At 62.2% G+C, this 20,319-nt stretch carries 13 protein-coding genes and 1 riboswitch; of the genes, 4 read left to right on the top strand and 9 right to left on the bottom strand.

What is annotated here, in order from left to right:
- Positions 1 to 35: 35 nt before the first annotated feature.
- The 5 genes from HMPREF2927_RS05355 to purN form a co-directional block, all read right to left on the bottom strand.
- Complete coding sequence (locus HMPREF2927_RS05355; protein ID WP_070686206.1) at positions 36 to 914, bottom strand: bifunctional methylenetetrahydrofolate dehydrogenase/methenyltetrahydrofolate cyclohydrolase; 879 nt, start codon at positions 912 to 914, stop codon at positions 36 to 38.
- 205 nt (positions 915 to 1,119) lie between these two features.
- The gene (gene glyA, locus HMPREF2927_RS05350; RefSeq protein WP_070686204.1) at positions 1,120 to 2,394 is read right to left on the bottom strand and encodes a serine hydroxymethyltransferase; all 1,275 of its coding nucleotides are present in this window, start codon (positions 2,392 to 2,394) and stop codon (positions 1,120 to 1,122) included.
- A 289-nt stretch (positions 2,395 to 2,683) separates the two neighbouring features.
- Complete coding sequence (locus HMPREF2927_RS05345) at positions 2,684 to 3,265, bottom strand: TetR/AcrR family transcriptional regulator (protein ID WP_070686202.1); 582 nt, start codon at positions 3,263 to 3,265, stop codon at positions 2,684 to 2,686.
- 225 nt (positions 3,266 to 3,490) lie between these two features.
- Positions 3,491 to 5,101 carry a bifunctional phosphoribosylaminoimidazolecarboxamide formyltransferase/IMP cyclohydrolase gene (gene purH, locus HMPREF2927_RS05340; protein WP_070686200.1) on the bottom strand — a complete coding sequence of 537 codons (1,611 nt, stop codon included), beginning with the start codon at positions 5,099 to 5,101 and terminating at the stop codon, positions 3,491 to 3,493.
- Between the two features lie 212 nt (positions 5,102 to 5,313).
- A complete protein-coding gene (gene purN / locus HMPREF2927_RS05335; RefSeq protein ID WP_070686198.1) occupies positions 5,314 to 5,895 on the bottom strand; it encodes a phosphoribosylglycinamide formyltransferase in 582 nt (193 codons plus the stop codon).
- A 202-nt stretch (positions 5,896 to 6,097) separates the two neighbouring features.
- Here purN and HMPREF2927_RS05330 point away from each other — a divergent pair, with 202 nt between their 5' ends.
- Positions 6,098 to 6,670: a 4-hydroxyphenylpyruvate dioxygenase gene (locus HMPREF2927_RS05330; protein WP_070686196.1), complete on the top strand. Its 573-nt coding sequence runs from the start codon at positions 6,098 to 6,100 to the stop codon at positions 6,668 to 6,670.
- A gap of 12 nt (positions 6,671 to 6,682) precedes the next feature.
- Here the strand turns inward: HMPREF2927_RS05330 and HMPREF2927_RS05325 are convergent, their stop codons facing one another.
- From HMPREF2927_RS05325 to HMPREF2927_RS05315, 3 genes are all read right to left on the bottom strand, one after another.
- A complete protein-coding gene (locus tag HMPREF2927_RS05325) occupies positions 6,683 to 9,103 on the bottom strand; it encodes a cell division protein PerM (RefSeq protein WP_070686194.1) in 2,421 nt (806 codons plus the stop codon).
- A gap of 118 nt (positions 9,104 to 9,221) precedes the next feature.
- The gene (locus tag HMPREF2927_RS05320; protein ID WP_070686192.1) at positions 9,222 to 9,656 is read right to left on the bottom strand and encodes a PIN domain-containing protein; all 435 of its coding nucleotides are present in this window, start codon (positions 9,654 to 9,656) and stop codon (positions 9,222 to 9,224) included.
- Between the two features lie 10 nt (positions 9,657 to 9,666).
- Complete coding sequence (locus HMPREF2927_RS05315) at positions 9,667 to 9,894, bottom strand: hypothetical protein (RefSeq protein ID WP_005506796.1); 228 nt, start codon at positions 9,892 to 9,894, stop codon at positions 9,667 to 9,669.
- A 35-nt stretch (positions 9,895 to 9,929) separates the two neighbouring features.
- Positions 9,930 to 10,064: riboswitch (SAM riboswitch) on the bottom strand.
- A gap of 254 nt (positions 10,065 to 10,318) precedes the next feature.
- Here HMPREF2927_RS05315 and HMPREF2927_RS05310 point away from each other — a divergent pair.
- Complete coding sequence (locus tag HMPREF2927_RS05310; RefSeq protein ID WP_070686190.1) at positions 10,319 to 14,458, top strand: DEAD/DEAH box helicase; 4,140 nt, start codon at positions 10,319 to 10,321, stop codon at positions 14,456 to 14,458.
- A 195-nt stretch (positions 14,459 to 14,653) separates the two neighbouring features.
- Positions 14,654 to 15,490: an aldo/keto reductase gene (locus HMPREF2927_RS05305; protein ID WP_070686188.1), complete on the top strand. Its 837-nt coding sequence runs from the start codon at positions 14,654 to 14,656 to the stop codon at positions 15,488 to 15,490.
- 166 nt (positions 15,491 to 15,656) lie between these two features.
- On the opposite strand, the gene HMPREF2927_RS05300 is transcribed toward HMPREF2927_RS05305, so the two are convergent.
- Entirely contained in the window at positions 15,657 to 18,191 is a 2,535-nt protein-coding gene (locus tag HMPREF2927_RS05300; RefSeq protein ID WP_210399826.1) for a helix-hairpin-helix domain-containing protein, read from the bottom strand.
- A 412-nt stretch (positions 18,192 to 18,603) separates the two neighbouring features.
- Between HMPREF2927_RS05300 and HMPREF2927_RS05295 the strand changes: the two genes are divergently transcribed.
- Positions 18,604 to 20,223, top strand: coding sequence for a dehydrogenase (locus HMPREF2927_RS05295; RefSeq protein WP_070686186.1), 1,620 nt, complete (start codon positions 18,604 to 18,606; stop codon positions 20,221 to 20,223).
- The last annotated feature ends 96 nt before the right edge of the window (positions 20,224 to 20,319 follow it).

Genomic DNA, 20,319 nt, shown 5'->3' with positions numbered 1-20,319 from the left:
CCTTTTGAGTTATTAGCTCTGAAATGTTGCGAGCCTTACGCCGCCTGACGCTCCGCAGTCTCAACCACGTTCACCAGCAGCTCCGCGCGGGTCATCGGGCCCACGCCTCCGGGGTTCGGGGAAACCCAGGACGCCTTCTGCGCAGCCTCCGGGGAGACGTCACCGAAGAGCTTCTTCTTGCCGGTCTCCGGGTCCTCAGCGCGGGAAACACCAACGTCCAGCAGGATTGCGCCGTCCTTGACCTGGTGAGCCTTCAGCACGTGAGGAACACCCACAGCGGCAACAATGACGTCAGCCTCGCGCAGCACCTCGTCCAGGTTCTCGGTACCGGTGTGCGCCAGGGTTGCGGTCGCGTTCACCTCGCGGCGGGTCAGCAGCAGACCCAGCGGGCGACCCACGGTAATGCCGCGGCCGAGCACCACAACGTTCTTACCGTTCCAGTCGATGCCGTGGCGCTTGACCAGTTCAATGACACCGTTGGGGGTGCATGGCAGCGGGGAGTCCAGCGGCTCAGAAACGTTCAGCACGAGCTTGCCGAGGTTGGTCGGGTGCAGGCCGTCAGCATCCTTCTCGGGGGCGATGCGCTCCAGCACACGGTTGGTGTCCAGGTGCTTGGGCAGGGGCAGCTGCACAATGTAGCTGGTGCACGCCGGGTCGTTGTTCAGCTTGTCGATCTCTGCGTCGAGCTCTTCCTGAGTGATGTCACCGGGCAGGTCCACACGGATGGAGTTAATACCAATCTCTGCGCAGTCGCGGTGCTTAGCGCCCACGTATGAGCGGGATGCGGGGTCGTCACCGACCAGCACGGTACCAAGGCCGGGGGTAATACCCTTAGCCTTGAGCGCATCGACGCGCTCCTTCAGCTCTTCCTTGATGGCTGCGGCGGTTGCGTTACCGTCTAGAATCTGGGGCATTATTTTTCCTTCCATAGATTGCGGCGGGTTCGCCGAAACGGATGGTCTGTGTGTTGGGTTCTAGGGTGTGCCCCTAGAGGTACCACTCCCCCGCTACGTCCCTGAACGGGTGTAGCGGGCAGGGCGGTAAAAGTAAGAGGGCGAAATAACCCCGCCCGCTCAGCACCTACGAAGGGATGCTGAGCGAACGGGGTCATTCATGGGTCTACCAGTTCTCGCTGCCCTGGTAGAGGGGGTACTTGGCGCACAGTACCTCAACGCGGGCACGCAGCGCAGCGATGTCCGGGTTCGGCAGCAGTACGGAAGCGATAATGTTGGCTACCTCGGTGAAGCCCTCGGCGTCGAAGCCGCGGGTCGCCAGCGCGGGAGTACCGATACGCAGACCGGAGGTCACCATCGGCGGGCGCGGGTCGTTCGGCACGGCGTTACGGTTGACGGTAATGCCAGCGGCGTGCAACAGGTCCTCTGCTTCCTTGCCGTTGAGGGCGTGGTCGCGCAGGTCAACGAGCACCAGGTGAACGTCGGTACCGCCGGATGCGATCGACACGCCGGCGTCCTTCATGTCCTGCTGCAGCAGGCGGTTCGCCAGGATCTGTGCGCCCTCAACGGTGCGCTTCTGACGATCCTTGAACGCGTCAGATGCGGCGACCTTGAACGCGGTAGCCTTCGCAGCAATAACGTGCATGAGCGGGCCGCCCTGCTGGCCGGGGAACACTGCGGAGTCAATCTTCTTCTTCAGCTCCTCGGTGCAGAGGATGAAGCCGGAACGGGGGCCACCCAGGGTCTTGTGCACGGTGGAGGAGACCACGTGTGCGTGCGGGACGGGGTTCGGGTGCAGACCCGCAGCCACCAGGCCCGCGAAGTGAGCCATGTCCACCCACAGGTACGCGCCGATTTCGTCAGCAATCGCGCGGAACGCAGCGAAGTCCAGCTGACGGGGGTACGCGGACCAGCCGGCAATAATGACCTTGGGACGCTCGGCAAGAGCCAGTTCACGCACCTGCTCCATGTCAACGCGACCGGACTCATCCACACCGTACGCCACGACGTGGTACAGCTTGCCGGAGACGTTCAGCTTCATGCCGTGGGTCAGGTGGCCACCGTGTGCCAGGGACAGACCCATGATGGTGTCGCCGGGGTTCAGCAGTGCATGCATGACGGCGTTGTTCGCCTGCGCACCGGAGTGGGGCTGAACGTTGGCGTGCTCAGCACCGAAGAGTTCCTTCACGCGGGAAATAGCGAGGGACTCAACGATGTCAACGAATTCGCAGCCGCCGTAGTAGCGGCGGCCGGGGTAGCCCTCAGCGTACTTGTTGGTCAGTACCGAGCCCTGGCTTTCGAGGACGGCACGGGGGACGAAGTTCTCGGATGCAATCATCTCGAGGGTGTTCTGCTGGCGCTTGCGCTCCAGCTCAATGGCTTCTGCAACCTCGGGGTCGAGGTCGGCGAGGGGCATCTCGAGGATCTTCTGCTCGGACATTACGCTCCTGGGAGTGTTTTTTCGTTATCTTCGGTCGCTCATCATCGGGGCTGCCGCTGCGTACGCCGGGCGGTCTTCAGGAGGCGGCGGGCGCCTCCAGTTGAAAACCCTGAATGAAAAAATATGAGCTACACCTCATAATACCGTAAAGCCCGCTTTCCTTCGAGAAGGAAAACGGGCTTTACAAAGCATCACGATGAAGTTTTTACGGCGTCGGCGCGACACCAGCGAGGGGCATAGAACACACCCCGGCAGGCTGATCGGCGGCCGTTAAGTGGGTCTACAAATCCTACGCCTGACGCAGGATAGCGGAAGCATACTCCAGGTACGCCTCGCGAGCGCTCTCCTTCTTACCGCCAGCCACCAGCTGGGTCTGCACCACGTAACCGGTCAGCACCGACAGCACCGCGGCACCGATAACGGTCAGCCACTCTTCAAGCTCCTCTTCGGTGAAGTCCAGCTCAGCGGCACCCCAGGCGCGGTAGCGTTCCAGGGACTGATCGCGCAGGTAGCTCAGCTGCTCAGAGACGACGGTCGCCAGCTGCGGCATTGCCACAGCCTCGCCCCAGGTGACGAGCAGGTGACGGCGAATCTTGGGAGTGTCCAGCACCTTCAGGCACCCGAACACGTAGTCCCAGGGCTGTTCGGCGCGGATGCGGTCGAAGGGCGCCATGTCCATACGGGCTGCCGCCAGGATGATCTCATCCTTGGAAGAGAAGTGGTTATAAATCGCTCCGGCAGACAGGCCGGTGGCCGCAATAATCTCGCTCATCGAAGCCTTTTGATAACCGTGCTTGATGAAGCATTCGCGGGCGGTCTCTACAATCTGAGAACGCCTGTTCTTTTTGTATTCTTCGCTGACTTTAGGCACAACCTAATCCTAGCGAATTTTTAGCCAATCCGTGCGCATCCTGGTCGCCGTTGACGCGCCCTCATGCGTAAATCCGGCGCAAAATAGAGCAAAAATTCTATAAATACGACTGCCCACAATACGGATGCACGGGCACCCGGTATAAAAGCGGGGCCCCCCGGGTTCACCCCAGAATACCCCGCTCACAGCGGGTAGCTCAGCGCATGCTGAGCCCGCTACACATTTTTAGTGGAAGAAGTGGCGGGTACCGGTCAGGTACATGGTCACGCCAGCATCCTCAGCCGCTTCGATAACTTCCTCGTCGCGGATCGAACCGCCCGGGTGCACAACGGCACGCACGCCAGCGTCCAGCAGCACCTGCAGGCCGTCAGCGAAGGGGAAGAACGCATCGGATGCGGCAACCGCACCGCGGGCACGCTCGTTACCTTCACCGCCAAGAGTGTTCGCACGCTCCACCGAGAGCTTGCAGGAATCCACGCGGTTCACCTGACCCATGCCGATGCCCACAGCGGCACCATTATCGGCAAGCAGAATAGCGTTGGACTTGGGCGAACGCAGTGCACGCCACGCGAACTCGAGGTCGCGCAGGGTTGCCTCATCAGCTGCCTCACCGGCAACCAGGGTCCAGTTCTTCGGGTCGTCGCCCTCAGCCTGCAGGCGGTCAGCTTCCTGGAAGAGTGCGCCACCGGAAATGGGGCGGTACTCGATGGCCTCGCGGGCAAAGTCCTCGGGCAGAACCAGCAGGCGCAGGTTCTTCTTCTCGCGCAGAATCTCCAGCGCCTCGGGCTCAAAGTCGGGAGCCACAATCACCTCGGTGAAGATGCCCTTGACGGTCTGAGCCATAGCGGCAGTCACCGGGCGGTTAGCAGCAATCACGCCGCCGTATGCGGACAGCGGGTCGCAAGCATGCGCCTTCGCGTGAGCGTCCGCAATCGGGTCAGCCGCACCGGGGGTTGCCACGGCAATACCGCAGGGGTTATTGTGCTTGATAACGGCAACAGCAGGCTCGTCGAAGTCGTAAGCGGCACGCAGAGCAGCGTCAGCATCAACGTAGTTGTTGTAGCTCATCGCCTTACCGTGCAGCTGCTCTGCCTGAGCAATGCCGGGGGCAGCAGCGGGGTCAGAGTACAGGGCAGCACGCTGGTGCGGGTTCTCGCCGTAACGCAGGGTCTCGCTGCGCTCGAAGCCCAGGCCGGCGTACGGGGGCCAGAAGTTAGCGTCCTCATCCTGCAGGAACTGGGATGCAGTCCAGGTAGCCACAGCGGTATCGTATGCGGCGGTGTGGGCGAATGCGCCAGCAGCAAGGCGGCGGCGCTCATCCAGGCAGAAGCCACCGTTCTTAGCAGCCTCAACGGTGCGCGCGTAGTCGGCGGGGTCCACCACAATGGCCACAGCGTCGTGGTTCTTCGCCGCAGCGCGAACCATCGAAGGGCCACCAATATCGATCTTCTCAATGATGGCGTCCTGACCGGCACCTGAAGCAACGGTCTCAACGAAGGGGTACAGGTTCACGACCACCAGGTCGAATACCTCAACATCCAGCTCGTCGAGGGTGTCAATGTGCTCCTGCTTGCGGCGGTCAGCCAGAATACCGGCGTGGATGCGCGGGTGCAGGGTCTTCACGCGGCCTTCGAGGCACTCGGGGAAACCGGTGACTTCGGTGACCTCGGTGACGGGTACGCCTGCTGCCGCGATAGTGGATGCCGTGGAGCCGGTGGAGACCAGCGCGACGCCAGCCTCGTGCAGGCCGCGGGCGAACTCCTCCAGACCGGTCTTGTCGTAGACGGAAATGAGGGCGCGGCGCAGGGGCACGCGATTGAGCTCAATGAGAGACACAAATACTCCGATGCTTTAGACGTGCACGCCGAATCTCGGCGGCACAGCTGGTGGATGGACGTAGCCTGCCAGAATAGACAGGATATGTGTGGGGGTATTCCCCGCCGTTGTGCACCTTCCCCTCATGGGTACTCGGGTGCCACAACGGAACGTGTGTGGGCAGCGGGGTTTGAGCTCGGCTCATTCCGCCGCGGATTATTGAGTAGGCGGATTTAGCTGTCGGATACAGCGCCGTGAGATGCAGCGCTATGGGATTCAGCCAGGGATGCGATGGTCTGCACAAGCAGGCGGCGCTCCTGCACCTTAATGCGTTCGTGCAGGGTCTCTTCGGTGTCGTCATCCAGAACGGGCACTGCCGCCTGGGCGAGGATGGGGCCGGTGTCAACGCCCGCATCCACAAAGTGGACGGTCAGGCCGGTAATCTTCACACCGTGCGCCAAGGCATCACGCACGCCGTGCGCACCCGGGAAGGAGGGTAGCAGAGCGGGGTGGGTGTTAATAATGCGGTTGCTGAAACGCTCGACCAGCTGCGCGTCAACAATGCGCATGAAGCCAGCGAACACAATGTAATCGGGGGTGTAGGAAGCGATCTTTTCTTCCAGCGCGCGGTTCCAGGAGGGGCGGTCGGCGTAGTTGCCGGGTTGCACCAGGAAGGTGGGTACACCCGCCGCCTGGGCACGTTCAATGCCCAGACAGGGCTTGTCGGCACCCACTGCCGCAATGTCGAGGGGAAGCTCGCCCGCTGCTACAGCGTCGAGGATGGACTGAAGATTCGTTCCGGATCCGGATACCATAACCACAATTCGCACCCCACTAGTATAACCCGTCTCACACTCTTATCCAAAGGGAGTAAGAGGTTCACAACACACCCAAAGCCCAAAGGCGAGCACAAAGAAACCCCGGCGGGACAAATCCTCACAGGGGTTCACCGGGCGCAAACTCAACAGGTCGCTAACTCAATAGGTCACGGGCAGACAGGGCGGTACCCTTATAGGTATGTCTACTCCCCCGCAGAACACTCCGAACGACACCCCGCAGCAGCCCACCCCGAACAACGGTGCACCCCAGAACCAACATGTTCCGCCGCGAGCGCCTCAGCAGGCACCGCAGAACATGATGCCGCAGCCTCGGGGACCTCAGGGCAAGAAGCCGCGCAAGCCCATCGACCCGGGTGAACAGCAGAGAGCAAATATTCGCACCGCGTTCATGCTCATTGTTGCCGCGCTGGTGATTTTTGCGGCGTCTTCCTTCGTGCTCTCCACGATGCCGCTTTTCTTGGCGCTCTTCCTCTTCGCGCTCGCCGGCATCACCTTGAGCATTATTGCGATCGTGCGCACCGCAGTCTACCGCGGCCCCTGGTTCTTCTACATTGCCGCGGGCGTCAGTATCATCTACGGCGCCATGACTCTGCTCGGCGGCATGGGCCTCGCCTTCATACCCGGCGCGCAGGAATACCGTGAGTGCCGAGCCTCCGCACTAACCCAAACCGACAGGTACACCTGCGATGAGAAGTTCCAGGGCACGATGGACAAGCTCACCGGCGCGTCCAGTCCTTATTCCGCGCGCTAAGAATGCAGTGCGCTAGTTCTTCTCGCGCGCGTTAGAACCATGGCCGCTAGAGTCCTGGGACTTCGAGGAGCTGACATCCAGCGGGGACAGCTCCACGGTAGACGCCTCATCGGTCACCAGCGGAAGCACGCCGGTCTGGCTACGGACCCCAAAGATGCGCTTCATCGCCTGATCAGCAGAGAGAACATCCAGCTCGCGATCCACAAAGTCGCGCTCTGAATCATTCTTCTGCTTCTTGCGTGCCGCCTTAGCTGCCTTCTTCGCCTCGCGCTTCTGCTCACGCTCATACGCACGGTGGTCGCTGGCACGATCCCGAGCAGAATCCTGCGCTGCGGCGGGCTGCTCAAGACCAAAGCCGAAGTACGCCATGATGCGGCTCGCGCGGCCCTTCGAACGCGGCGCCTGCTCTGCGGGCTCTTCGACAGCGCCCTCACGCTCAACTACTACAGGTTCAGTAGCCTCGTAGACGGGCTCCTGAATCAGCTCGCGGGTCTCCTCATCGGAGGGGTCATGAGCGTACAGAGCGGAATCATAGGCAGTGTGTTCATAAGTAGCGTGCTCGCTAGAGGCAGGCTCAACAGATGCTTCGATACTCTCGTAATCCTCAGCATGCGCAGAGTCCAGGTCACCGACCTGCTGAACGGCCTCAATAGGCTCGTACTCCTCAGCGGAGCTCTCTTCAGTAGTAGCTTCTTCGGAGACAGAATCCTGTGCAGCGTTCGCAGTGGATTCTGCTTCTACAGGCTCTTCAGCCGCCTCTTCGCGCTCTGCAATAATCTCAGCGAAAGCGTCCGCCGCCGCACGCTGCGCTAGCTGCTCAGTTGCCTCCACCGGGACGGCAACCACAGGCTCCTGCGGATGCACCGGAACATGACCGGTCGCCACCTCAGATACAACAGACTGCTCAGATACCATAGACAGCTCGGCCTCAACAACGTTCTCAGAAGTCTGCACGCGTGCCACCTCCTCAGCTTCACGCTCTGCAGCTTCACGTTCGGCGGCTTCCTCAGCCTCACGCTGCGCACGCTCCGCGCGCTCCTGGGCACGCTGCTCACGACGCTGCGCAAAACGCTCACGACCCCGTGCAAAATGCTCACGGGTCGAGGCAGTAAAACTCATCAGACGCTCACCCAGGTTCGGGCTCTCATCCGCAAAACGAGGCAGCTCACGACTGCTATCCGGCACCAGGGCGCGGCTCAGCAACATACCGAAAGTCACGCCTGCACCCACAGTCAACGCGGTATGCACCGCAAAGGTCAGCGGCTCAGCACCAACCTCCGTAAAACGGCCAATACCCAGAGAACCGTACGAAATCCAGCCCAACCATAGGGCACCAAACGAGGTCAGAATACCGGTCATCACGCCCAGCACCACGGCAGAAATCAGCGCAGACAGCGGGCGGAACGGAACCTTCAGAGCAACCCACTCATCCAGGTGATCCTCACCCTCACGCAAGAACCACCAGCCAGCAATCGCACCGGCACCCAGCGGCACCAGCAGACCCACCAGACCGAATGCACCCATCGACTCGGGCACAGCACCCAAAATCGGAAGGATCGGCAAAGTACCAGCATCACTACTGGTCAAACCAACCGAGGTGCCCGCACCAAAAGAGAAACCGGCACCGGTCGACCATGCCATCGCATAAATCACCAGGTTTGGCAAGAAACCCAGCTGCAGCAGAGTCACCGCAGTATCACCCACAGCACCCGCGTGCAGCTCCTGGTAGGTGGCAATAATCTGCGACCAGCCCGCCAAAATACCGATGCCCAAAAGCACCGCACCCAGACCAATCAGCGCAACAAAAGCAACCACCGCAGCACGCACCACAGCCCAGGCGTACGAACCCGCCCAACGCGAATACTGACTCATCTGCGAAATCTGCTCCGCGGTATCAACCCCCACCATGCGCGAGAGCGAACGCGCCTCACGGTAGCCGCCCCACATCAGACCAGCCACCACAATACCCAAAGGCACCAGGGCAGCATTCAACGCATGAAGAGGCTGCGGATGCGGGCTCGCCCAACCGTACATCACCGAACTAATCAGCGCATAGGTGACCGAACCAGACAGCACCGGAATCAAAAACTCGCCCTCATACGAGGCGCGCGCCAGGCGACGACCCGAACGATAACAGAGCATCAGAGGCAGAATACTCAAACCCAGAGGCACCAGCGTCATCGTGCCGGTAGAAGCACCAAAAGCTGCCGTAAGGTCTAAAGGAACACCGTGAATCAGAAGCCACAGGTGCGCCGACATGGCGGCCACGGAGGAGAACTCCATGTCGCCAAAACCCTTGGTCGCCCACACGGCAGACATCGCCGCAAACACTGCAACAGCAGAGCACAGGGCAGTAACAATTAGCTCAACAACACCCTGAAGCCACAGAGGCATGGGCATGGAATAACGCGAGATAGGTGAGGTGCTTTTCATCGTCCTTCAATCATGCCACGAATTAACAACGAAACCCGCCTTCGAAATAACACTCAAAAGCGGGTTCTCACAACTATTCGCACAGGGATGCACGCAAGGACGCGTATCCGGCAAAGTTTTACTCCTCAGTCCACGGGTTGGAAGCCTGAACACCCCAGGCGCGGTACACCTGAGCTTTAGAAGAAATCAGCTCCAAATCATAAGCACTCGCGCTCGCCGCCATCAGACCCTCCAGGGCGGCGGTAGGCAACGGACCGGCATCATCACGACCCACGGCATGCACGCCGAGCGGCGCCTGACGACCAGCCCACTCGAGGCTCACACGCGCATCCACATTAATAACGTGGTCGCCAAATCGCTCAAGAAGTTCGGTAATCCAACGATCAGTTTCCGGGTAGGGGTACAGACCCTTCAGCTCGCCAATACTCAGCACAGAAATGTACATATGTCGGAACGAGCGGCGGCGTAGAAAAGCGACCACGGCGGGGTCAGGATCCGCCTTACGGATCTCTGCCAAAACGTCGGAGTCCAGGAGCATACCGGAGAAATTCATACTCCTAATGCTACGCTACACGCAGACCGGCGTACTCAATAGCGGGGATACCCTCGGGGTTCGGCAGAAGAAGGAAGTTCAGGAACTCGTCGCGCTTAGAAGAAATGCGGGAGTAATCGTCAATGCTGACTGCGGTGTATCCGCCTCGCGCGGGGACAGCTGCGGCACGCAGGCTTTCCTGGTAGGAGCGGGAGGGGTTCAGAGAGATTGCTGCTTCGGTTGCAGAGCCGTTGTACATGTGACAACCTGCGCCGTGAGTGGCGCGATCCTTTCGCATTGCTCTTGTCTGTACCAAATACCACCGGTTATTCCGGTGGTGAATACAAACCGCTTCGTCATCCGAGCCACCCGTGAACATGGGGTTGGCGTTCGACCATAGTCGGAGCTTATCAGTCGAAACTCTTGAAGCTGGGTTTAGCTTACAGCATTTTCTCAAGTTAAGTAAAGCGTTTTTTGAAAGAGATTTAGATTATTAGCATTTTGGCTTGTAGAAACGTTTTTAATAGCGGGAATTTTTGATACTGCGCGGAATATCTTATGTGAATACCGGTGTTTTTATGCGTTAAAAACTCCCCCACCACAAATACGAAATACGCCCTAAACCACCGCTCAATAGTCGCCCCGGCAGCCAGCCCGGCTGTCAGCCCGACAGCAGCCAGCAAATGACCGGCAACAAGGCGCATACCCGCACAATACGCGATAATGAGCTGGTGAGCGCCAACATCCCCTTCCCCGAAATTCCCGTCACCGTACCGCAGATCATTCGCCAGGCCGGGCACCGCACCTACCAGCGCGGTGTCGCCTACCAGCGCAACCGCGAAGTCATCCGCTACAGCTACGACGAAGACGAGCGAACCCTCACCGGGCTCGTCAACGGAAGCACCATCATCCCCTACGAAGTGACCATTCGCTTCTTCCCCGCCGTCAGCGGCTCCGCAACCTTCACCGCCCGCTGCACCTGCCCCGTGCTCACCGACTGCAAGCACGCTGTAGCGCTCATGCTCACCGCGCTCGACCGCGCCTCCGTAGCGAAAAAGGCACTCAGCGAACACCCCGGACCGGTCGGTGTGCCCGGTGCCGAGGCAAAGGAGGCGACAGAGGCAAAGGGATCCGCAGATTCAAAGAGCGCGGACGTTGCGGAGGCGAAGAAAGCCGCCGACCCGCTCGCGGCGCTACGCGCCTCCGGTGCACTCACCACCGCGGCAAAACTGCCCGCACCCGAGGCAGCGACTGCCGAGCCTGAAAACCCCCAGGGAAGCTTTGCGCTCAACGAGCTAGGCACCTCCCCGAGCCTGCAGGCAGAGGCATCCGCCACCAAAATCTCGGCATGGCGACGCGACCTCTCCTCCGTTCTTTCCGCACGTCAGGACCTTGCGGGCATTGATTCGATGCGTGTGAGCGGTGCCCTGGATTTCTCGCTGAGTGTCTCCGGTTCCTACGCGCGCGGCCGCAATATGCCCGGCGCAACCCCCAGCATTAACCTGCTCGCCCGCCCGCTCATGGCGTCCAAAACCGGGCGCTGGATCAAGGGCGGACTCAGCTGGGAAACCTTCGCCTCCAGCGTGGGCGGACCCGTCGGGCGGCACGAAATCTACCCCGAACACGAACGATTCTTCGCCGAGCTCTACTCGATTGCCCGCCCCTGGCAAAACATGTATTCCTCACACCGCGACTGGATCTCAATCAGCGCTTCTGCCTCCACTCTGCTCTGGGATGTACTCGCCCGCGCGGAGGATATTGGCCTGCCTCTGCTCGTCAACGGTCGCGAAGTGAACTACGCCGTGCTGAGCCCCGCGCAGGTGCGCCTACACGCCGCCGCCAGCGAAGAGAAACACGCAGAAGGTACCGGGCTGCAGCTTCAAGCCGCGCTCAGCTGGGAAGGACGCGAAGGCGAACTACTGCGCCAGCTCTGGCTGCCCGCCGCGCACTGCCACCCCATCGGCACCCCGCGCACCGGCTTCTTTGCCCTGGGCGGGCTCGCCCAGCAGGAGTACGAGCAGGCGGCAAAGGCGGTGCACTGGAAGACCGTGCGCCCCGGCGCACTGGATGAAGTGGGGCGCGAATCTTTCGTGCAAAAGGACGCGCAGGAGGCGCCGACTGAGGAAGCTGAGAATAGCGCACCGACGATTGCCCCAGTACAGGGTGAACGGGTGCGCTACTCCCCCGCCGTGCCCGAACTGCCCGAGGGCGTGGAGCTGGCGCTCATCCCCCTGGTCGAGCCGCTCGATGCCGCCTCCGAATCGCTCATTAGCGCCGGAACCGTGCACATTCCCGCCGCGGAACGCGCCACGTTCCAGAAGGAGTACCTGCCCGCGCTCAGCCGCTCCATTCCCTCGCTGACCCCCGATCCGGCGCTGGCACTACCTCGCGTGAAGCCACCGCATCTGGTGCTTGACATCAGCTTTGACGAGCAGGTACGCCACGACGCGCAGCTGAGCTGGCGTTGGGAGTACCCGCTGAACCCCTTCGCTGAGGACAGCGTGGATGAGGCGAGCGCAGAGGAGGCGAGCACCCAGAATCCTGCGGCGGGCTCCGATGTTTACTCCCTGCCCGTTTTCGGTTACCCCGGTGAAGAGGGTGGCGAGGTTCGCGATGAGCGTTTTGAGGCGCGCGTACTGCGTTCGGTGCGCGCCATTCTTGCCGCCCACCCGGCGCTTTCCGGGCTGGAGGAGCGCCGCATCGAAGGCTGGGAGACCCGCGAGCTGCTCAGTGCGGTTCTGCCGAAGCTTCGCCGTGTTTCCGCTGTTCAGGTGCGTTTTAACGGCACCCCGCCACAGTTCGTGGAGGCAACCGACGCGCTGATTGAAATCACCGTGAGCGAGGGCAATTCTCGCGACTGGTTCGGCCTGGGCATTGCGGTGAAGGTCAACAATTGGACCGTGCCGTTCGCACAGATTTTTGAGGCGCTCGACCGCGGAGCGGACCGTATTCTGCTCGGTAATGGCACCTATTTCTCGCTGCGTCGACCCGAGTTTAAGACCCTGCGCACCCTCATCGCGGAGGCTCGCGAACTCGACGATGCGGGCGGTAAGCTGCGCATTAACCGTCACCAGGCGGGGCTGTTCTCTGAGATGGAGTCGCTGGCAGCGAGCGTGCATACGACCGCGCGCTGGGATGCTCAGGTGCGCTCGCTGCTGCAGCTGGTTGAGGGCCTGGAGGATACTGAAGAGAGCACCGAAAAGGGCACTGAAAAAGCACTCGACAAGGGCACTCAGGATTCCCCCGCACCCCAGAAAGCGTCCCGCCAGATTATCGCTCAGCGCCCGGTACCCACCGGCTTGCAAGCGACCCTACGCCCCTACCAGGTGGAGGGTTTCCAGTGGCTGTCGTTCCTGTACGAGCAGCGGCTGGGCGGTATTCTCGCCGACGATATGGGTCTGGGTAAGACCGTGCAGGCTCTCGCCCTGCTCGCCCACGCGATTGAGGAGCATCGTGCAGCCTCCGAACGTACCACCGAGCGCGGTGAGAGCGTCGAGCCGTTCGCGCCCTTCCTCGTGGTTGCCCCGACCTCCGTCATCACCAACTGGGCTACGGAGGCGGAACGCTTCCTGCCCGAGGCGAAGGTCGTGACCATCACCGAAACCACCGCCGGTAAGACCCCGCTGGCCGAGCGGGTTGCCGGGGCGCACCTGGTGCTAACCAGCTACACACTGCTGCGCATGGACGAGGAGGCCTACACCGGCTACGCCCGCACGCTGGGTGGCACCGTTGACGAATTCACGGGCGAGCAGTCCGCCCCCGAAGGCTGGGGTGCGCTCCTGCTGGACGAGGCGCAATTCGTCAAAAACACCGGCACCCGCGCCTGGTCCATCGCCCGCGCAATGCCCGCCCGCACCAAGATTGCGATGACCGGCACGCCCATTGAGAACAACCTCATGGAGCTGTGGGCGCTGCTGGCGATTGTGGCGGACGGTCTGTTCCCCTCCGCCCGCGCGTTCCGTGACCTGTACGCTCGCCCGGCGGAATCCGGCGAGAACCCGGCGCACACCGCGGCGACGGCTGCTCGTCTGCGCCGGCGCATCCGCCCGCTCATGTTGCGCCGTACCAAGGAGCTGGTGGCGGCGGAGCTTCCGGCGAAGAACGATACGCGCGTGAACCTGCCGCTGGCTCCCGGTCACCGCCGCATCTATGACACGCATCTGCAGCGTGAACGTCAGAAGGTGCTGGGTCTGCTGGAGGATATGGACAAGAACCGGTTCACGATCTTCCAGTCGCTGACCCTGCTACGCCGCCTGGCGCTTGATGCCGCGCTGATTGATCCGGACGCCTACGCCGGGGTATCGTCGGTCAAGCGCGACTACCTGGTTCAGCAGCTACCCGATCTGCTCGAGAAGGGCCACCGTGTGCTGGTGTTCAGCCAGTTCACCGGCTATCTCAAGAGCATTTCGGTGCGCTTGGCTGAGGAGGGCATCGGCCACCTGTACCTGGACGGTTCGACCCGCAACCGCGCCGAGGTTATTGAGGCGTTCACGAGCGGTCAGGAGCCGGTGTTCCTCATTTCGCTCAAGGCTGGCGGTTTCGGTCTGAACCTGACCGAGGCGGATCACGTGTTCATCATGGATCCGTGGTGGAACCCCGCCGCTGAGCAGCAGGCAGTGGACCGTATTCACCGCATCGGCCAGGACAAGGAGGTGCACGTCTACCGTCTGGTTGCCGAGGGCACGATTGAGGAGAAGGTCATGCAGCTCAAGGAGTCGAAGGCCGCGCTCTTCGATGCGGTGGTCGGTGAGGGCGAGTTCGCCTCCGCGGCGGTGACGGCTGAGGATGTGCGTGAGCTCTTCGCGCCGGCTGTCGAGCGGTAGCCACCCTCCAGCCTGAGCGGTAGCCCTCGAGTCTGAGCAGTATTTATGGCCCCCGTCATTTTTGTCATTTGGTTACGCCTCCGGCTAGATTCACGCCCGATTCTGGCCCGGCCCTTCTCAACGGGGGCTCTGAGGCGTAGCCTTGAAAGACTACTTACGGAGGCGCCGCCTCCCCATAGATTCCAAAGGAGCATCATGAGCTACAACGTACCCAACGTAAAGTTCAACGACGGCCGATCCATTCCGCAGCTGGGCTACGGCGTGTGGCAGGTTGAGGACGAGGTCGCCGAGAAGGTTGTGGGCACCACCCTGGAGACCGGCTACCGCCACATCGACACCGCCGCTATTTACGGCAACGAGGCGGGCGTAGGCCGCGCTATCGCTAACTCCGACGTGGCTCGCGAAGACATCTTCCTCACCACTAAGCTGTGGAACTCTGACCAGGGCTACGAGCGCGCTTTCGAGGCGTTCGAGGCTTCCCTGGAGAAGCTGGGCACCGACTACGTTGACCTGTACCTGATTCACTGGGCTAAGCCGCAGCAGGGCCTGTACCTGGATTCCTGGCGTGCGCTGATTGAGCTGCAGAAGCAGGGTAAGGTCCGTTCCATTGGTGTTTCGAACTTCCCCGAGGAGCAGCTGCGCGAGATTATCGAGGAGACCGGCGTGGTTCCGGTCATCCACCAGATTGAGTTACACCCCTACTTCTCGCAGGAGGCGCTGCGCGCCGTTCACGCCGAGTACGGCATCGCGACTCAGGCGTGGAGCCCGCTGGGCAACGGCAGCGACCTGCTGCAGAACCCCGTGCTGGCTGAGATTGCGGAGCGCCACGGCGCGACCCCCGCGCAGGTTGTGCTGGCGTGGCACTTGGCTAAGGGCACCGTGGCTATCCCGAAGTCTGTGACCCCTTCCCGCATTGAGGAGAACCTGGCGTCAGTGAACGTGAAGCTGACCGCCGAGGACATCGCGGCCGTGGATGCGCTTTCCACCCCCGAGGGTCGTATTGGCGCTGACCCGGCGAACATCGACTTCTAAGGTATAGCTCGGGCGTATAGCTCGATACACACCTACATAAAGCCCCGACAAGCACTATCTGTGCCTGTCGGGGCTTTATTGTGTTCTCAGGCTTGAGTTTTTAGCGAACGTACGTTCTCGGATTGCTCAATAAGTCGGCGAGCGCTCTGTATCTAGCTCTCGCCCGCTAGTTCTCGTCCTCTACCAGCAGGGAGAGGGAGATGCGGCGGCGCGCCGGGTCGACCTCCACCACACGCACCTGCACGATGTCGCCGCTGCGCACAATGTCGTGCGGGTTCGCCACGTAGCCGCGGCTCATCTGCGAGATGTGTACGAGGCCGTCCTGGTGCACGCCAATATCCACGAACGCGCCGAATGCCGCCACATTCGAGACGGTGCCCTCGAGCACCATGCCGGGGCGTACGTCCTCGAAATGCGAGACGGACTCGGAGAATCGGGCGGTGCGGAAGCTACCGCGCGGGTCCAGGCCGGGGCGGCGCAGCTCGGCGAAGATGTCCTCGACCGTGTACACGCCGGCGATGCTTTCTTCCGCACTGCCCTGTTCGTGGCTGTCCTGCACGTAGTCGGCGGGGTTCAGCCCGGCGAGCGGGTCAGTTCCATCCGAGGTACCCAGGGCGCCGGCAACCCAGTGGGCGCCGTTGCGCGCCTGCGCGTCAGCAATAATGCGGCGCGCGAGCGGGTACGCTTCCGGATGCACGGCGGAGGCGTCCAGCGGCTCCTCACCGCCACGGATGCGGATGAATCCTGCCGCCTGGCGGAAGGTTTTCGCGCCCAGTCGCGGCACGTTCATCAGCTGCTGACGGTTCGCGAAGGGACCGTGTTCGGTGCGGTAGGCGACGATGCGTTCGGCGGTTGCGGTGCCCACGCCCGCCACGTGCGCGAGCAGCTGCACGGAGGCGCTATTGAGGTTCACACCCACGGCGTTCACGCAGTCTTCGACGGTGTCATTGAGGGCGCGGCGCAGGGCGGCGGGCGGCACGTCGTGCTGGTACTGGCCCACGCCGATGGACTGCGGGTCGATTTTGACGAGCTCGGCAAGCGGGTCCTGCAGGCGGCGGGCAATGGAGACGGCGCCGCGTACGGTCACGTCGTAGTCGGGCAGCTCGGCGGCTGCGAGCGCGGAGGCGGAGTAGACGGAGGCGCCCGCCTCGGAGACGGTCACCTTCTGGGGTGCTTCTGTGCCTTCCTCTCGCAGGGTGCGGATCAGTTCGCTGGCGAGTTTGTCGGTTTCGCGGCTTGCGGTGCCGTTGCCAATGGCGATGAGTTCCACGCCGTGCTCGCGGCAGGCGGCGGCGAGCTCGCGCAGGGCTTCTGCCCACTGGTTGCGCGGGGCGTGCGGGTAGACGGTACCCACGCGCAGCGGCTCACCGGTGCCGTCGACTACGGCGTATTTCACGCCGTGGCGCAGGCCCGGGTCCAGGCCGAGGGTGGTCTTGTGTCCGGCGGGTGCGGCGAGCAGAATATCGCGCAGGTTGGAGGCGAACACCTCGGTTGCGTGCTGTGCGGCGGCGTCGAGTAGCTGGTGGCGGATGTGTTCGGCAAGGCGCGGGCGCAGGTGGCTGCGCCATGCGGTGCGCACGGTGGCGGCGAGCCAGCCGAGCACGCGGTCTTCGTCGTCGACGGTGTTGAGCACCTGCACGGGGATGCGCAGTGCGGCGGCGACTTCACGCTCGTATGCAGAACGGACGTTCTCGTAATTTTCGGCGGCAGCCTCAGCTTCGGCACGGGCGGCACCACGCAGGCGGCTGAGCGCCACGGGGGCGGGTGCCACATCCACCTTGAGGCGCACCACGCCGGCGTCCTTGGCGCGGTGCAGCGCCAACACGCGGTGCGGCGGAATAGAACGAATACGGTCCGAGAAGGCGAAATAGTCGGAGAACTTCGCACCGATGCTTTCCTGACCGGCAATCACGCGGGACTCGATCACGCCGCCTTCACGCAGGCGCTTGAGGAGCTTTTCGCTCAGCACCGGGTCGGTGAGAGCACGGTCAACCAGGATCGCACGGGCACTGTCAAGGGCTTCTTCGGCGCTGTGAATCTGCAGGGCTTCGTCTGCCTCAGCGGCCTCAATGCCCTCGTCTTCATCCTCTTCGGTGCCGTCGGTAATGTACGCGGCGGCAATGGCGTGTGCCTCGGCGAGGGGCACCTCCAGCAGGTCTTCGACGAGGGAATCAAGCCCGGCGGCACGCGCCATCTGGGCGCGGGTCACACGCTCGCTGCGGTACGGGGCGTAGATGGCGTTCACGTCTGCAATGGTGGCGGCGTTCATGAGCGAGGAACGCAGCTGCAGCAGGGTGAGCGGGTCGATGAGGCCTTCGTCGGCGCGTTCGGCGAGCGCTTCGAGCACGCGGTTGCGGCACTCTTCGAGGGCACGGAGCTGGCCCAGGCGCGACTGGATGGTGCGCAGCTGGGTGTCGGTGAGTGCGCCCGTTGCTTCTTTGCGGTAGCGGGCGATGAAGGGTACGGAGTTGTCGGCGTCGAGCAGCGCCACGGCTGCGCGGATGCGGTGCGGCGCGATGCCGGTTTCTACGGCGAGCGCGTTGATGAGGTGCTCGGCGGGCTGCTCAGTCTTGCCGCCGGTTTCGTGTTTTTCGCGGTGTGCGGCGCTGCTGGGTTCGTTGCCGGCGGCGCTACTGGGCGCGGGGTCTGCAGCTCGATCCGCGCGCGGGCGGATGCTGCTCGGGAGGGGGTGTTCGCTCATCCTTCCAGTTTCGCATATTTCACCGCGGCTCATGGGTTGACCGGTAATGCTGAGAAAAGAGTCAGTGCGGGGCGTATTTTGCTCGCCTGTGCGGGTGCGGGTAAGCGTATTTTCTATCGCATCTTCTAGTGCAGATTACGAGTCTTTACGCACATTTTGCCCTGTGGATGCGCTAAACATTGTCATCTTTCCGAAAGAAACCGTGTTAGGGGTTCACATATTTGAATAGTGCTTAGTTTCAGCGATAAATTTAGATAAAAGAGCATATTTTTTTGAAAAAATATCGCTTATTCGTGCAGATAAGAGCTGGACTCACACCACGCAAACACCCTTATCTGCGTGCACACGTTCAGGGTTTCGGCGGCACGGTACGACATGGTGCCGCCACATCCTGCAGATGAAAGAGGGACCCATGCGCGAACAAGCCGCGCTATCAAACGCCCCGGAGGGCTACTTAGATTTTCACGACGAGTACGCGGAACTCATCGCCGAACTCGCCGCGCTGGGGTTCACCCCTACCCAGGTTCTCCACCGCCTCAACTTTCTGTACCCGCACATCAACAAGAAGCACCTGAACTATGCGCTGGACTCCGGCATCTGGCAGTTTGGCCCGGTCACGGCAGACGCCCCGAGCTACACGGTGCTCGCCTGCGGCCTCTGGTACGTTTTCGCGGAAGCCTACGATCTGCCTCCGGAGCCCGAGTACGCGGCACTAATTCTTGATTGCGATATTATTCACGACCTGCCGTCCGCGCTGGAGGCACGCCACTTCAACAACGAAGACATTGCTCACGTTCTGGCGAAGATTGGCGCAACGCTCAAGTACCTTGCCGCACACCCCTACTCCCAGCTGGAGGAAGAAGCCTACGCGCAGACCCTCGAGGACATCAGGCTACGCGGCGTGAAAGAAATCGGCACCGAGGGCGGTAGCCTGTACACCCTGCTCGCCTCCAGTATGGAGGGCGAATCCGCGTGGCCGGCACCGGTTCAGACCGTCAACGATTACCTCGGTGACGGCGACTGGTCCCTGGGCATGCTCCGCACCGGCATCTACCCGGCGGAGGCACTCGAGAACGAGTGGTATATCGACGCCGCGGCGGTACCCGAGGATTTTGCACCGAAGACTCTGAGCCTCTTTTTGAGCTATTGCGCCCGCTACGACCGCGAGCCGACGGCGCTGAACTACGGCTACTGGTCTACCATTCCCACGCTCATTGAGCAGGTGCCGCCCCTGGGTGCGGTACGCGCCAAGTTCGGCTCCTGGCAGACGACCCTGCACCGCGGACGCACGCAGATTGCCCGCGAGCTGCGACTGTGGACGAGGAACGAAGCCAACGCAGCTGCCCTGGAGTCGGGTGCCGCTGAGTCGAACGAGGCCGAGGCGAGCGTTGCTGAGTCGAGTGCCGCTGAGGAGCTTGAGCTCCTCGATGCTAAGCTAACTAACGCTGACGCTGAGCTCCCCGAAACAGAACTAGCAGAGCCGGATACCCCGGACGGCTCCCCTGCGGGCGCTCCCGCAGAACTGGCAGAACCGGCAGAGCCCGCGCGTCTGAGCGCCCGCGAACTCACCGAGCAGGGCATCGGCGTGGTGCAGACCGCCCACACCGACCTGGCGGCGTACCACCGCACTCGGTGGGAGCAGACGGTGGAAGTCTTCGGCGAACGCCTCGCGCAGCTTGCCTGGAACCGCCGCCTGAGCACCTACTACTTCTTCGATGGAGCCTGCCTGGAAGATGCCGACCCGACCCCCGTGGTGACGGTTTTCCGCTCCCCCACCGGTTTCCTCTGCGAGCTTGAACCCACCGTCGAGGCGTTGCCCGCCTTCGACCCGGAGTTCCTGCAGGAGCACGGCTGGAGGCACCCGGTACCGGTGCATGCGCTATGGAATCTGCACGCGCTCGATCCGCTGGAGGCAGCTGCCGCCGTCATTGAGGCGATGCGTTCCGGTTGCGGTTGTGAACGCTGGGATTTCTACCGCACCGATGATGACAACGACCCGCTTGCCGAAGAGGCGGAGGCGACGCCCCTCTAAGCGCGCACTCCCGCAGCCTCTCGGGTTCATCCCTGGAGACAGTGAAAGCCCGCGTCCCCGCTCCCTGAAAGGAGCAGGTGACGCGGGCTTTACGCA

The organism is Rothia sp. HMSC061E04, assembly GCF_001813685.1.
Classification (GTDB): Bacteria; Actinomycetota; Actinomycetes; order Actinomycetales; family Micrococcaceae; genus Rothia; species Rothia mucilaginosa.
The sequence above is the reverse complement of the archived record's forward strand: the minus strand, read 5'-3'. Positions and strand labels throughout refer to the sequence as shown.

Coding starts and splice junctions, on each gene's coding strand:
- HMPREF2927_RS05320 (WP_070686192.1), bottom strand. CDS start 9,656: ATGAATTTCTCCGGTATGCTCCTGGACTCCGACGTTTTGGCAGAGATC.
- HMPREF2927_RS05305 (WP_070686188.1), top strand. CDS start 14,654: ATGAGCTACAACGTACCCAACGTAAAGTTCAACGACGGCCGATCCATT.
- HMPREF2927_RS05330 (WP_070686196.1), top strand. CDS start 6,098: ATGTCTACTCCCCCGCAGAACACTCCGAACGACACCCCGCAGCAGCCC.
- HMPREF2927_RS05295 (WP_070686186.1), top strand. CDS start 18,604: ATGCGCGAACAAGCCGCGCTATCAAACGCCCCGGAGGGCTACTTAGAT.
- HMPREF2927_RS05315 (WP_005506796.1), bottom strand. CDS start 9,894: ATGTACAACGGCTCTGCAACCGAAGCAGCAATCTCTCTGAACCCCTCC.
- HMPREF2927_RS05355 (WP_070686206.1), bottom strand. CDS start 914: ATGCCCCAGATTCTAGACGGTAACGCAACCGCCGCAGCCATCAAGGAA.
- HMPREF2927_RS05325 (WP_070686194.1), bottom strand. CDS start 9,103: ATGAAAAGCACCTCACCTATCTCGCGTTATTCCATGCCCATGCCTCTG.
- HMPREF2927_RS05310 (WP_070686190.1), top strand. CDS start 10,319: ATGACCGGCAACAAGGCGCATACCCGCACAATACGCGATAATGAGCTG.
- glyA (WP_070686204.1), bottom strand. CDS start 2,394: ATGTCCGAGCAGAAGATCCTCGAGATGCCCCTCGCCGACCTCGACCCC.
- HMPREF2927_RS05300 (WP_210399826.1), bottom strand. CDS start 18,191: ATGAGCGAACACCCCCTCCCGAGCAGCATCCGCCCGCGCGCGGATCGA.
- purN (WP_070686198.1), bottom strand. CDS start 5,895: ATGGTATCCGGATCCGGAACGAATCTTCAGTCCATCCTCGACGCTGTA.